11 protein-coding genes are annotated in these 13,216 nt (G+C 69.1%); 4 read left to right on the top strand and 7 right to left on the bottom strand.

Going from position 1 to position 13,216, the window contains the following annotated elements:
* Positions 1 to 2: 2 nt before the first annotated feature.
* The 4 genes from MRY84_RS11950 to cysC are packed head-to-tail and all read right to left on the bottom strand — an operon-like array spanning position 3 to position 3,081.
* Positions 3 to 578 (bottom strand): GNAT family N-acetyltransferase, encoded by a 576-nt coding sequence (locus MRY84_RS11950; RefSeq protein ID WP_291505952.1) that lies wholly within the window; start codon positions 576 to 578, stop codon positions 3 to 5.
* Positions 568 to 1,755, bottom strand: coding sequence for a sulfotransferase family protein (locus MRY84_RS11955; RefSeq protein ID WP_291505953.1), 1,188 nt, complete (start codon positions 1,753 to 1,755; stop codon positions 568 to 570). Before MRY84_RS11955 ends, MRY84_RS11950 begins: the two co-directional genes overlap by 11 nt.
* Positions 1,748 to 2,398 carry an aspartyl/asparaginyl beta-hydroxylase domain-containing protein gene (locus tag MRY84_RS11960; protein WP_291505954.1) on the bottom strand — a complete coding sequence of 217 codons (651 nt, stop codon included), beginning with the start codon at positions 2,396 to 2,398 and terminating at the stop codon, positions 1,748 to 1,750. Before MRY84_RS11960 ends, MRY84_RS11955 begins: the two co-directional genes overlap by 8 nt.
* Positions 2,395 to 3,081, bottom strand: coding sequence for an adenylyl-sulfate kinase (cysC, locus tag MRY84_RS11965; RefSeq protein WP_291505955.1), 687 nt, complete (start codon positions 3,079 to 3,081; stop codon positions 2,395 to 2,397). Before cysC ends, MRY84_RS11960 begins: the two co-directional genes overlap by 4 nt.
* 202 nt (positions 3,082 to 3,283) lie before the next feature.
* Here cysC and uvrA point away from each other — a divergent pair, with 202 nt between their 5' ends.
* Positions 3,284 to 6,361 (top strand): excinuclease ABC subunit UvrA, encoded by a 3,078-nt coding sequence (gene uvrA / locus MRY84_RS11970; protein ID WP_291505956.1) that lies wholly within the window; start codon positions 3,284 to 3,286, stop codon positions 6,359 to 6,361.
* 70 nt (positions 6,362 to 6,431) lie between these two features.
* Here uvrA and MRY84_RS11975 read toward each other — a convergent pair whose 3' ends face one another.
* Both MRY84_RS11975 and MRY84_RS11980 read right to left on the bottom strand, forming a co-directional pair.
* Positions 6,432 to 7,379, bottom strand: a complete 948-nt coding sequence (locus MRY84_RS11975) for an alpha/beta hydrolase (protein ID WP_291505957.1) — start codon at positions 7,377 to 7,379, stop codon at positions 6,432 to 6,434.
* A 152-nt stretch (positions 7,380 to 7,531) separates the two neighbouring features.
* Positions 7,532 to 8,128 carry a hypothetical protein gene (locus MRY84_RS11980; RefSeq protein ID WP_291505958.1) on the bottom strand — a complete coding sequence of 199 codons (597 nt, stop codon included), beginning with the start codon at positions 8,126 to 8,128 and terminating at the stop codon, positions 7,532 to 7,534.
* A gap of 206 nt (positions 8,129 to 8,334) precedes the next feature.
* On the opposite strand from MRY84_RS11980, the gene ompR reads away from it, so the two are divergent.
* Both ompR and MRY84_RS11990 read left to right on the top strand, forming a co-directional pair.
* Complete coding sequence (gene ompR, locus MRY84_RS11985; protein ID WP_291505959.1) at positions 8,335 to 9,078, top strand: two-component system response regulator OmpR; 744 nt, start codon at positions 8,335 to 8,337, stop codon at positions 9,076 to 9,078.
* Entirely contained in the window at positions 9,075 to 10,484 is a 1,410-nt protein-coding gene (locus MRY84_RS11990; RefSeq protein WP_291505960.1) for an ATP-binding protein, read from the top strand. Before ompR ends, MRY84_RS11990 begins: the two co-directional genes overlap by 4 nt.
* Positions 10,485 to 10,576: 92 nt before the next feature.
* Here MRY84_RS11990 and MRY84_RS11995 read toward each other — a convergent pair whose 3' ends face one another.
* Positions 10,577 to 12,571: a methyl-accepting chemotaxis protein gene (locus tag MRY84_RS11995; protein ID WP_291505961.1), complete on the bottom strand. Its 1,995-nt coding sequence runs from the start codon at positions 12,569 to 12,571 to the stop codon at positions 10,577 to 10,579.
* A 266-nt stretch (positions 12,572 to 12,837) separates the two neighbouring features.
* On the opposite strand from MRY84_RS11995, the gene MRY84_RS12000 reads away from it, so the two are divergent.
* Positions 12,838 to 13,216: hotdog domain-containing protein (locus tag MRY84_RS12000; RefSeq protein ID WP_291505962.1), on the top strand; the 379-nt coding region annotated here is incomplete at its 3' end.

Raw genomic sequence — 13,216 nt, forward strand, 5'->3', positions numbered from 1 at the left:
GTTCAGCCTTTCGTTGTGGTAGTAATGGACAAGGAATCCGCGTGCGCATCCTCCTGCGCGGCGCGGGGACGGAGATCAGTACCGGGAAGCCACCGCATCCGCCATTGAAGCGGCTGCTTGTCGGTGGGCTCGAAACCCAGCGCCAGGTACAGGCGCAGGGCGTTCTGGTTCATAGGGTCCACACTCAGCGTGACCGCTTGACGACCGGCCGGCCGCATCCGTGCCTGAGCCTGCACCTGGAGCACCAGCGCGCGCCCATGGCCACGGCCGCGCGCGGACGGCGTCACCACGATGTCCACGATGTGCAGTGCGTCGCCTTCGTCGTGGACCATGAGGGAGCCCACGGGCTCCTCGCCGGCCAGCGCGATGAGGGTGGCGGCTGCAGGGAAGCGGCGTTCGTAGTCCGCCTGACGGCAGGCGTGCTGCTGGTCGATCAGTGCTTGCAGAGCGGCGGGCGGCAGGCCCAACGCCTGCAGGTGCGTGCAGCGCGAGGCGAAGAGCGCCCGCAGGAAGGGTGCGTCCTGCGAACCGCTCGGACGGGTGTGCAGGGGCGGCAGAGCCTTCGGATCAGCGGACATCGGCCACCTCGCGTTCTGGCTCGGCGTGCGCTGCGGGCGCGACAGGCCCGGTAGCCGCGAGCAGTGCCCGGTGCAGCGAAGACAGCCGCCGCGCGATGGCCGTGGACTGGGCGGCATCGAACACCGCCGCCTTCCTCGCCCCGTCCGGCTCGAAGCGAATGCCCGGCAGCTTGGCGTTGCGCTGCATGCGCTGCGCGATCCGCCGCTGGCCTTCTAGGTCACAGCGCAGGCCGAACATCGCAGCCACCTGCCGCACGGTGCCGCCATCCAGCTGGCGGTAGTCGATGCAGGCGACGCCCGGCTCCGCCGTCAGGTCGTGCAGGCCCTGCATCAGACCCTGCAGCACGCCGATGCGGTGTTCCAGCACCGAGCCTCCAGCGCCCTTCCCAAAAACCGGTGCCACGGCCGCAAGGGACGGGTCCCCCGACATGTGCCGGCCTGCCTGCGCCTGATGGGAGGCCAGGATCTCCACAGGGTCGCGCACCAGCGTCACCGCGGGCACGGTGGGGTAGGCGCTGCGCAGCAGCTGCGCATGGAAGATGTCCCACGCATTCCATTTGACGACCACCCGGCGGCCCGGAAACAGGATCGCCTTCAGGTCGAGCAGGCATTGCACATGCGCGCGCTTTTCCAGCGGGCTCAGCGCCGGGTCGACCAGGATCTCGGTCAACACCGGTGACTCGGAGAACACCGCCGCGCCGTCCAGCTCCGACAGGCAGCCGGACAGCAGCGTGGAACCACACCGCGAAAGGTGAAAGATGAAACCGGCCGGCTGGGCCCGGGGCACCCGTTGCGCGCACGCGGCCAGCGCTTGGAGCGAAGTTCTGGGCGTGACCAGCTGGTTCAGCGGGGTGCTCTGCCAGCAACGGCTCAAGTACTCGTCGTGGAAGGGCTCGGTGGGCGCGCCATCGGGCAGGCACCAGGCCAGCCGCTGGCTGCGCACATGGTAGCTGCGCGGCAGCCAATGCCCTGCCATGCCAGCCGCCACATCGGCGGGCACGTCCTCGCGGTTCAGTGTGTCGAGGGCCTGCAGGAGCTGTGCGTCGCTGTGGCCGTCCGCGCCCCAAAGGCGGCGCAGCACAGCCAGCAGGTCCGCCACCGAATGCGCCTGCCTGCACTGGGCCAGCTGTGCCTCCGAACCCAAGAGCGCATGGTACGCATTGCGCAGGTCAAGCACGGAACACACCCTCCTGGATATGGCGCACCAGCCAGGGGTTGGCCACGCAGTCCACGACGAGGTGGGTGCGAGCCCTGCGGCTGTGGTTCACCACCGCATGCTCCTCATCGGCGTTGAAGTACCAAAACTCGCCTTCGCGCATGGGGACTTCCTGGCCAGCGACGAAGAAATGCACATCCGGGTCGGTCCACACCGGCACGTGCAGGCGCGCCTCGCCGCAGCCCAGGTGCAGGCCATGGTCCCGGTGGGGCCGGATGCTGGCTCCGGCGTGCAGCCGCATCAGCCGCACGGACTTCTGCGGGCAAGCCAACTGGCCGAGCAGTTGCCCGATCACAGGGCAGGCATGGAGCGCCGGCAGGTCGTCCCATTCCTGCGCCGGGTCGTTCAGGGCGAAGCCCTGCAGGATCGGGTGCGCGCCGACGTGCTGCCGCTGGCAACGCAGGGGAATCACGTCCCATGTACCGTCGTAGTCACCGCGGTTGACATGCGGCAGCCAGTCGCGCTCCATCAGTTGCGAAACTTCATCCTGCAGCGCAGCAATGGGCACGGGGATGTCCAGGCGCGAACACAGCGGTCCATGCGCCTCGGCCAGCTCTGGCACTTCGGCCAGCACCACGCCCTCCAGATCGATGGACGGGTTCATGGCTGCGGCGCGTGAATGGCCGCAGGCCCGGGGTGAGTTCCAGCCGCGTGCTGCGCGATGGGGGCCGTCGCATCTTGCGACGTCTCCAGCAGGGCCAGCAAGCGGTCCACACAGGCATCGATCGAGATCCGGTCCGTGCGCAACGCTAGGTCGGGCGCGAGCGGAGGCTCGTACGGCGAGTCGATACCTGTGAGATGCGACAGGGCGCCGCTGCGCGCCTTTTGGTAGAGACCCTTGGTATCGCGCTGCTCCGCCACGGCCAGCGGCACATCCACGAACACTTCCAGGAAGTCGCCCGGGGCGAAAAGCTCCCGCGCCGCCTGCCGCTCCGCGCGGAACGGGGAGATGAAAGCCACCAGCACCAGCACGCCCGCATCGACAAAGAGCCGCGCCACTTCAGCCACCCGGCGCATGTTCTCCACACGGTCCGCGTCCGAGAACCCGAGGTCCTTGCACAGGCCACGCCGGATGTTGTCGCCGTCGAGGACATACGTGCGCTTCTGCACGCGGTGAAGCGCCACCTCCAGTGCATTGGCCAGCGTGGATTTGCCCGCGCCCGACAGTCCCGTGAACCACACGACCCGCCCGCGGTGCCCACCCAGCTGCTCGCGGTTTTCACGGACGAGGGTATAGGGCTGAGCGGCAACGGCTGGCTGGGCGTGGCGGAAGTCGGCGGGGGGCATGGAAGAGGTGGCAATGCACGCATCGACCGAGTGCCGGCGCGTTCTGGCCGAATATCTGCGAATCCTCTCAGGTGCACAAGCAAAAATTTGCGACTGTTACCAACCCCCTACAGGAAACGCCTCGCCCGCGCCCATGCCCATGGCCTGCAAAGTGCCTGGGTCACGCGGTCGACCACAGCAGCGAAAGGGGCCGTGACCTATCATGGTTGGTTTTCCTGCTTCAAGCCACTCCGTGACCGACACCACCGCCCCGTCACCCGCGACACCTGCGGACGGCCTCTACCTCGCCCGCGCGCTGCGCGAGCAGCGCATCAGCATCCGCGGTGCACGCACGCACAACCTCAAGAACATCGATCTGGACATCCCGCGCAACCAGCTCGTGGTGATCACCGGGCTGTCGGGCTCGGGCAAATCGAGCCTGGCGTTCGACACGCTCTATGCCGAGGGCCAGCGGCGCTATGTGGAGAGCTTGTCAGCCTATGCGCGGCAGTTCCTGGGGCGGCTGGACAAGCCCGACGTGGACCTGATCGAGGGCCTCTCGCCCGCGATCTCCATCGAGCAGAAGGCCACCAGCCACAACCCGCGCTCCACCGTGGGCACGGTGACCGAGATTCACGACTACCTGCGCCTTCTATACGCCCGCGCCGGCACGCCCTACTGCCCCGACCACGGCCTGCCGCTGGCCGCGCAGACCGTGAGCCAGATGGTCGATGCCGTGCTGGCACTGCCCGAGGACACCAAGCTCATGCTGCTGGCCCCCGTGGCGCGCGAGAAGAAGGGCGAGTTCACCGAGCTGTTCGCGCAGATGCAGGCGCTCGGCTACATCCGCTTTCGCGTGGACGGCCAGATCTACGAGCACGAAAACCTGCCGCAGCTGAAGAAGACCGAGAAGCACAACATCGACGTGGTGATCGACCGCCTGAAGGTCCGCGCCGACATGCAGCAGCGCCTGGCCGAAAGCATCGAGGCCGTTCTGCGCGTGGGCGGCGCCGAGGGCAACGGCCGCGTGCTGGCGCTGGAGATGGACACGGGCCAGGAGCACCTTTTCAGCAGCAAATTTGCGTGCCCGGTGTGCAGCTATTCGCTGGCCGAGCTGGAGCCGCGTTTGTTCTCGTTCAACTCGCCGATGGGCGCGTGCCCGGCGTGCGACGGCATTGGCCAGCGCGAGGTGTTCGATGCCGCGCGCGTGGTGGCCTTCCCCACGCTCAGCCTGGCCAGCGGTGCCATCAAGGGCTGGGACCGGCGCAACGGCTATTACTTTGCGATGCTGGAGAGCCTGGCGCGGCACTACGGCTTTGATGTGGAGGCGCCGTTCGAATCGCTGCCGGCCAAGGTGCAGCACGCCGTGCTGCACGGATCGGGCGAGGAAGACATCGCCTTCAGCTACATCCTGGACAGCGGCCCCAACAAGGGCAAGGTCTACAGCAAGAAGCACCCATTCGAAGGCGTGCTGCCCAACATGGCGCGCCGCTACCGCGAGACCGATTCGGTGGTCGTGCGCGAAGACCTGGCCCGCTTCCGCAGCAGCCAGCCCTGCCCCGAATGCCACGGCACGCGCCTGCGCCGCGAGGCCCGCCATGTGAAGGTGGGCGAGGGCGAGCAGGCCCGCGCGATCTTCGAGGTGAGCCACGACACCCTGGCCACTTCGCATGCCTGGTTCCAGCACCTCAAGCTCACCGGCGCCAAGGCCGAGATCGCCGACAAGGTGGTGCGCGAGATCACCACGCGGCTGCAGTTCCTCAACGATGTGGGCCTTAACTACCTGAGCCTGGACCGCAGCGCCGAGACGCTCTCGGGCGGCGAGGCGCAGCGCATCCGCCTGGCGTCGCAGATCGGCTCCGGCCTCACGGGCGTGATGTACGTACTGGACGAACCCAGCATCGGCCTGCACCAGCGCGACAACGACCGGCTGATCGCCACGCTGCAGCACCTGCGCGACATTGGCAACAGCGTGATCGTGGTCGAGCACGACGAGGACATGATGCGCGCGGCCGACCACGTGATCGACATGGGCCCTGGCGCGGGCGTGCACGGCGGCCGCGTGATGGCCCAGGGAACGTACGATGCGGTGCGCAGCCACCCCGAATCGCTGACCGGCAAATACCTGTCAGGCGCGCTCTCGATTCCCGTGCCGAAGCGCCGCACGCCCTGGCTGCCGGTGGTGGGCCAGCATGCGCCGCCGCCCGCGCCAGCCAAGGGCAAGTCGCGCTTTCCGCAGACGGAAGCCAGCAAGCGCCGGGCCGAGCGCATGGCCGAGCACCATGCGCGCCAGGGCGCGGTGCAGGCGCTGCGCGTGGTGGGCGCCACGGGCAACAACCTGAAGAATGTGAGCGTGGACTTTCCCGTGGGCCTGCTCACCTGCGTGACGGGCGTCTCGGGCTCGGGCAAGAGCACGCTGGTCAACGACACGCTGTATGCCGCCGTGGCGCGCCAGATCTACCGCGCCCACGAGGAGCCCGCGCCGCACGAGGAGATCGTGGGCATCGAGTACTTCGACAAGGTCATCAACGTCGACCAGAGCCCCATCGGCCGCACCCCGCGCAGCAACCCGGCCACCTACACCGGCCTGTTCACGCCCATCCGTGAGCTGATGGCCGAGGTCAACACCGCCAAGGAACGCGGCTACGGCCCCGGGCGCTTTTCCTTCAACGTGGCCGGCGGCCGCTGCGAGGCCTGCCAGGGCGACGGCGTGGTGAAAGTGGAGATGCACTTTTTGCCCGACGTGTACGTGCCCTGCGATGTGTGCCACGGCGAGCGCTACAACCGCGAGACGCTCGAAGTGCTGTGGAAGGGCAAGAACATCGCGCAGATCCTGGAGCTGACGGTGGAGGACGCGCACGCGTTCTTCAAGGACGTGCCGACCATCGCCCGCAAGCTGCAGACGCTGCTGGACGTGGGCCTGTCTTACATCCGCCTGGGCCAGGCAGCCACCACACTTTCGGGCGGCGAAGCGCAGCGCGTGAAGCTGGCGCAAGAGTTATCGAAGCGCGACACCGGCCGCACGCTCTACATCCTGGACGAGCCCACCACCGGCCTGCACTTTGCCGACATCGACCTGCTGCTGAAGGTGCTGCACCAGCTGCGCGACGCGGGCAACACCATCGTGATCATCGAGCACAACCTCGATGTGATCAAAACCGCCGACTGGCTCATCGACATGGGCCCCGAAGGCGGCGCAGGCGGCGGCACCGTGGTGGGTGTGGGCACACCCGAAGAGCTGGCGGCCAACCCGGCCAGCCACACGGGGCGGTATCTGACGCCCTACCTGCGCAAGCCCTGAATTGGCATGAAATTGGCCGCCAGCGCTTGTCCATCAAGCGCTGACAGCTATTTAATTCATAGCGCCTGATTCAACGCCCCAACAGCCGCGCCACCACGCCATCCAGCGAGGCCATGAACGTCTCCACGGCACGGGTGTAGTCGCTCTCCAGGCCCAGCTGGGCGTTGATCTCACCGTGGCCCAGGTCTTGCGGCAGCACTTCGGCGCGGCCGCCCCGGGTGCGGACGTGGCGGGCCATCGCGTCCGACTGCTGGCAGGGGTCGTCCGCGCGCTGGGTGGAGCACACCATCTGCATCGGCGGCGCGCCAGTGGCCCATTGGTGAAAGGGCGACAGGGCGACCCAGTAGGCGGGGTCCGTGCCGAAGGCGTCGTCGTACAGCGGCAGGTGCGGGGCGCGCATGCGGGCGGGCACATTCATCATGGCGCTGTCCAGGCTCACGGTGCCCAGCCAGGGCCAGGCCCCTTCACGCAGCGCCTGCGGAGCCCGCGCGTTGAGCAAGGCCACCAGGTGCGCACCGGCCGAATGGCCCATGAGGATGAAGCGCCCCGAGTCCGCCCCCCACTGCGGCGCGCGCTGCTGGGCGGCCATGAGCGCCGCCTGCACATCGCGCTCCTGCTCGGCCACGGGGGTCTCGGGCAGGAGGCGGTAGTTCACCGAGATCAGCACGAAACCCAGAGGCACCCAGCGGGCCACCTTCTCCTGCACCACGCGGCCCATGGCCTTGTCCCCGTGGCGCCAGCCGCCCCCGTGCACCATGAAGATGACCGGCGCCCGCACGGCGCTGGCGGCCAGGCCGGTGGGGACGTACACGTCCATGCGCTGGCGCGGATCGCTGCCGTAGGGCACGTCGGCAATGCGCTGCACACCTGCGGGCAGCGCAGCCTCGGCGGCGGTGGCTTGCTTCTGGGCCAGGAAGGCACGCAGGCGGCCGCCGTTCTGTGCAGTGGTCTGGGCTTGAACGCTGGCGGTGGTCAGTGTGAGGGCGGCGAGGGCGGTGAGGAGATGGCGCAGGGACATGGGAAAGCTCCTGGTATTGGAAGTGGGATCACAAGGGGGCGAGAGGAAAGGCTTGTTTCAACCCAAACCGGTCACGCTGAGCCTGTCGAAGCGCCGCTCTGGCCGGCGCCCTGGCTTCGACAGGCTCCGCCCGAACGGATTTGTTCAGAACATCAAGGCCGCGTTGGGCAGGCCATGGCCGTGCCACTGGCGTCATAGCAAGTGGCGCTGCGGCTCAGACCGCTGTCCTGGTTGTAGCTGCTGTGCGTCTGCACGCTATTGCCGGTGGCGGCGCTGGTGGCCGTGGAGGTGCGGGACTGCGTCACGGTGCCATCGGCGTTGCGGGTGGCCTCGCCGCTGCTCTGCAGGCTGCCCTGGGCATTCTGGGCCGACAGGCTTGCGCTGTGGCTGGCGCTGCCGTCTGCATGGCGGGTGGTGCTGCCCTGGCGCACAGCCACCCCGCCTTGCGCACCCACGGCAGCGCCGCGGCTGGTCACGCTCGCGTTGCCCTGCCCGTCGGTGGTGGCCGTGCGGCCACGCAGCAACGCGCCGTTGGGGCCGATCCTGGCCACGCCGGTGCGGGCTGTGGCGCTGCCGTCGGCGTTGTGCTCTGCGCGGTGGCGGGTGCGGGCCTGCGCCTCGGCCGGGGCCGCCAGGGCCAGCAGGGCGCCGAGCCCCACGGCCGCGAGGGCCGGTAGCAGCAGCATACGGGTGACGAGAGCGGGGCGTTGCGGCGGGCAAGGGTGGGTGAGATGAATCGTCAAAGGCATGGTGGTCGGCTCCTGGAGGTTCGCAGGGCTGTACTGTGGTACCTGTGTGTGAGCCAGTGATGGCTGTTGCGCGCCAAGGTATGACAAACGATGACAGCCGCCGGGGACGACGTCATGCCTTGTCATGCATGCCAGGGGGTGCGGGGCTTCCGCCAGCATCTACCATTGGCACACCCACGCAGCCGAACGCCTTGTCCCCCTTGCCCATGACCGATCCCCTGGCCAAGATCCTGGTCGCCGACGACGAGCCCGACCTGCGCGCCCTGCTGCAGCGCTACCTGAGCGACCAGGGCTACACCGTGCGCGCGGTGGACGGCGCGGGCCCGCTGGATGCACTGCTGCAGCGCGAGCGCTTCGATGTGCTGGTGCTTGACGTGATGATGCCGGGCGAGGACGGCCTGTCCATCTGCCGGCGCCTGCGCGCGCAGGGCGAGACCATTCCCATCCTCATGCTCACCGCGCGCGGCGACCCGGTGGACCGCATCGTCGGCCTGGAGATGGGCGCCGACGACTACCTGCCCAAGCCCTTCAACCCGCGCGAGCTGCTGGCCCGCATCCAGGCCATGGTGCGGCGCCAGCGCGTGCTGGGCGCACACACGGGGCCACGCCAGGCAGGGGGGCGCATCGCATTCGGCGCGTTCACGCTGTGGCTCGATGAGCGTCGGCTGGAGCGCGAGGGCCGGGATGTGCCGCTCACCACCGGCGAATTCGCGCTGCTGCAGGCCCTGGCGCAGCAGCCGCACCGGCCTCTGGGGCGCGACCGCCTGATGGCCCTGGCCTACGGCCACGACCATGCGGCCACCAACCGCAGCATTGATGTGCAGGTGATGCGCCTGCGCAAGCTCATCGAGGCCGACCCGGCGCAGCCGCGCCACATCCGCACCGTGTGGGGCGTAGGCTATGTTTTCGTGCCCGAGGGGGCGGCGCCAGACCCGGGCGGCAAGGCATGACGGAGGGCACCCGCCCGGCGTCCCCGGCCGACCCGGCCCCCCGGCGCGGGCTCTGGCCGCGCAGCCTTGTGGGCCGCAACCTGCTGCTCATCGCCGCGCTCATCGTGCTGGGTCAGCTGGTGGCGGCGGTGCTGGTGCGCAAGATGATCTCGGAGCCCCGCGTGGCCCAGGTGGCCGATGGCGTGGCGCGCAATGTGGCCGCGTTGCGCGCGGGCCTGCAGGCGCTGCCGCCGGCGCAGCGCAGGGCGTTTGTCGAGGCCTTCAACCAAGAGGCGGCCCGCACGGCCCCCGCGGCAGCCGAAGCCGGCGGGGTCCGCCGCGCGCTGCTGTCCCCGCTGGAGCGGCAATTCATGCAGGCGGTGTCCCGGCGCCTGGGGGGCGATGCGGCAGCCCCCGCCAGTAGCCCGGCGCCCCCCGCGTGGCGGCGCGACAGCAGCGGCGTGCTGGAGCTGCGCGTGGCTTTCGAGGGTGAGGACTATTGGCTCCACCTGCCCAGCGTGTTCCCCACGCGCGAGTTCACCGGTGCCTGGCTTCTGGCCACCCTGGTCAGCATGCTGCTGGCGCTGCTGGGCGCGTGGTGGCTGCAGCGGCACCTCCATCGGCCGCTGGGCCAGTTGGTGGCAGCGGCGCGCCAGCTGGCGCAGGGCCAGCCGACCGCCCCGCTGCCCGAGGACGGCCCCGACGAACTGGCCAGCGTGGGCCGCAGCTTCAACCAGATGGCACAGAGCCTGACCACAGCCGACCACGAGCGCGCACTGATGCTCGCGGGTGTCTCGCACGATCTGCGCACGCCGCTGACCAAGCTGCGGCTGGGGGTGGAGATTGCCGGGGCGCAGATGGACGCAGCGCTGGCGGCAAGCATGGCGCGCAGCGTCGAAGAAATGGATGCCATCGTGGGTCAGTTCCTGACCTTCGCGCGCAGCGGCGAGGCCGAGGCGCCCACCACCGCGTCACTCAATGCGCTGGCGCAGGCCGTGGCCGAAGCGCAGGCCGACCATGGCCGCACCCTGGTGCTGGAGCTGGCGCCAGACCTGCCCGACGGGCCCGTGCACCCGCAGGCGCTGCGCCGGGCGCTGGACAACCTGGTGGAGAACGCATGGCGCCATGGCGCCGCCCCGGTGGTGGTGCGCACGGGCAGTGGCGCGCAGCAGGTGTGGATCGAGGTGGCGGACCATGGAGGCGGCATGGACGCTGGCGAGCTGGACCGCATGCGCCAGCCGTTTGTGCGCGGCGGCGGCGCGGCGCGTACGGGGACGCCCGGCGCCGGGCTGGGCCTGGCGATCGCCGAACGTGTGGCACGCGCGCATGGGGGCATGCTGGCATTGCACAGCGCACCTGGTCAGGGTCTGCGCGCACGGCTGGTGCTGCCGCTGGCAGGGACCGATGGCCAGCCCGCAAAGTCGTGAACGAACGAACGAACGAACGACCGAGCGAGTGGGCGGGCTGCCGGCCCCTCGCCCCACCTGCCGCGCCGAAAGGCATTTACCAGCGCAGAAAGCTATTGAATCTGCAGCGTGTTTGCAGAGCGCGGCACCGCATACCGGCCGGGTCCTGAGCCCGAGCCTTCGCTCCCCAACCGGAAGACAGACACCACCTGCACAAGGTCCTCGGCCTGGTTCTGCAGGTTGCTGGCGGCCGCTGCCATTTCCTCGACCAAGGCAGCGTTCTGCTGCGTGACCTGGTCCATCTGCGTCACGGCCTCGCCCACCTGGGCTACGCCCAGAGATTGTTCATGACTGGCGGTGCTGATTTCGCCCACGATGTCGGTCACGCGGCGAATGGACGCCACCACTTCGTTCATGGTGGCGCCTGCACGGTCCACCAGCGCCGTACCCTGCTCCACCCGTTCCACGCTGGCGCTGATCAGGGCCTTGATTTCGCGAGCGGCTTCCGCGCTGCGGCCCGCCAGGCTGCGCACTTCGCTGGCCACCACGGCGAAGCCGCGGCCTTGCTCGCCAGCCCGGGCAGCCTCCACGGCCGCGTTCAGGGCCAGGATGTTGGTCTGGAACGCAATGGAGTCGATCACGCCGATGATGTCCGAGATCTTTTGCGAAGAGGCGTTGATGCCCTGCATGGTGTCCACCACCTGGGCCACCACCTCGCCGCCCTGCACGGCCACCGTGCTCGCGCTGGCGGCCAGCTGGCTGGCCTGGCGTGCGCTTTCGGCGTTCTGGCGCACGGTGGCGTTGAGCTGCTCCATCGACGCGGCGGTTTCCTCCAGCGCGCTGGCCTGGCTTTCGGTGCGGGCGGACAGGTCGGTGTTGCCCTGCGCGATCTGCACGCTGGCCGCGGCCACGCTTTCCGATCCACCGCGCACTTGGCGCACCACCTGGGTGAGCTGGCTGCGCATCTGCTGCAGGGCCTGCAGCAGCTGGCCGACCTCATTGGTGCCGTGGGCCAGCGGCGCACCACTCAGGTCGCCCTGCGCCACGGCGCGCGACAGCGCCACCGCCCGTGACAGCGGTCCGGTCATCGAGCGCACGAAAACAAGGGCCATGGCGCTCGTGGCCGACAGCGTGACCAGCAGCGCCAGCGCCACACCCATCAGGCTGCGCTGCAGGCCCGATACCCGGTCCTGCAGCGCCTGATCCAGGCTGGCCAGCGACAGGTTGTTGAGCGCGTTGAGCGCCTCGATGGTGCGGGTGAACGCGTCGAAATAATCCTTTGACGCAAGCTGCAATTCACTGGCGTTGATCACGTCGCGCTCCGCCATCTGGAGCGATTGCTGGATCTGGCCCTGCACGCCCTCGGCGCTGCTGCCCAGTGCGCGGCGCAACTCAGGATTCCCCTGCAAGGCGCGGTCCAGGCCCCGGAAGGTCTCGCCCTGCAGCTCCGCCACGCGCTGTTGCAAGACCAGCAGCTGGCCCTTGCCCTGCGGGGTGAGCTCGCGCTTGTTCAGGGCGTTGGCGCCCTGCGCGCGCAGCATGCCCATCTTTTCGCCCAGGGAAGGGGCCTGCACCAGCGATGCCTGAATCAGGGCGTGGGTGTCCGGATCGGGATCCACCTGCAGCCCAAAGTGGTGGACCAGCGCTTCGTTGAGCTGCAGCAGCGCGGCGATGAGCTGCGTGTGCCGCGCCGTGCTCTGGGCCTGCTCGATGCCGCGTGCGGCCACCGCCTGCTCCAGGGAGGTCCAGTTCTGCTGCGCCTGACTCCATGCGGCCAGCTGCGCTGCAGGCACCTTGGCAGCGTCCAGGCGGGCGCTCACTTCGCGCACGGCCGCGTTGACAGCGTCGCGCGCGGCCGGTCGGCGCGCCGCCAGGGCTTCGTCCCCGCCGAGCATGCCGACCGACAGGCCTCGGTGCACCTGCATGTGTTGCACCAGCCACGTCAACGCCTGGGCGGGCGGTACCCCCTGCACCTCGTGCCGCGCGTGGTCGATGGCGCGCAGCGAATCGCGCACATACAGGTACGTGGGCAGCGCGCTCATCATGAGTCCGATCGTCCCCAGGATGAGGAATTTCTCGAGCAGGTTCAAGCGGTGAAGGATGGACATGGGAAAGCGCACGCTCGTCGCGTGAGGGAGTAAGGGGTGGTCACCTCGGCAGGTGTACGAAGGAAGCGCGTCGGTCGCGCCGACCCGGATGCGGCCCGCCATCAGGCCGTAGGGTGCATCGAATGTAGGGACGTGTGGACAGCATGGTTTTGACCCAGGTCAATTTTCGCCGGAGGGAGCGCCGCCCCGTTCAGATGACACGGACTGGGCCGGGAGGCCCCCTGGGGAATAATGGGTCAGCCTCTCCTCACTTCGGATCCACGCTTATGCAATCCCTGACCCTGCGATTCCTGGCCACTGGCGGCATCCCGCCGCAAGCGCAGCGAGTGCCTGGCGGGACGGTGCTGCGCTGGGTGGACGAAGCGGGATCTGCCTGCGCCAGTGCGTGGGCCAAGGGCCCTTGCATCACGGATTTCGTGGGCGGCGCCCACTTCGTGCGCCCCATCCGGCCCGGCGACCTGGTGGAGGTGCATGCGCGGCTGGCATCGACGACGGACACCGCCATGCACCTGGCGGTGGAGGTGCGCAGCGGAGGAATCCATGGCGAGCCGCTGCAGGAGGTGCTGCACTGCGTCGCAGCTTATACCGCCGTGGACGCGCAGGAAGAACCACGCACCATCGACCACTGGAACCCGGAAACCCCGG

The sequence above is a fragment of the Acidovorax sp. genome (genome assembly GCF_022763525.1).
In the GTDB taxonomy this organism is placed as follows: Bacteria; Pseudomonadota; Gammaproteobacteria; order Burkholderiales; family Burkholderiaceae_C; genus Acidovorax.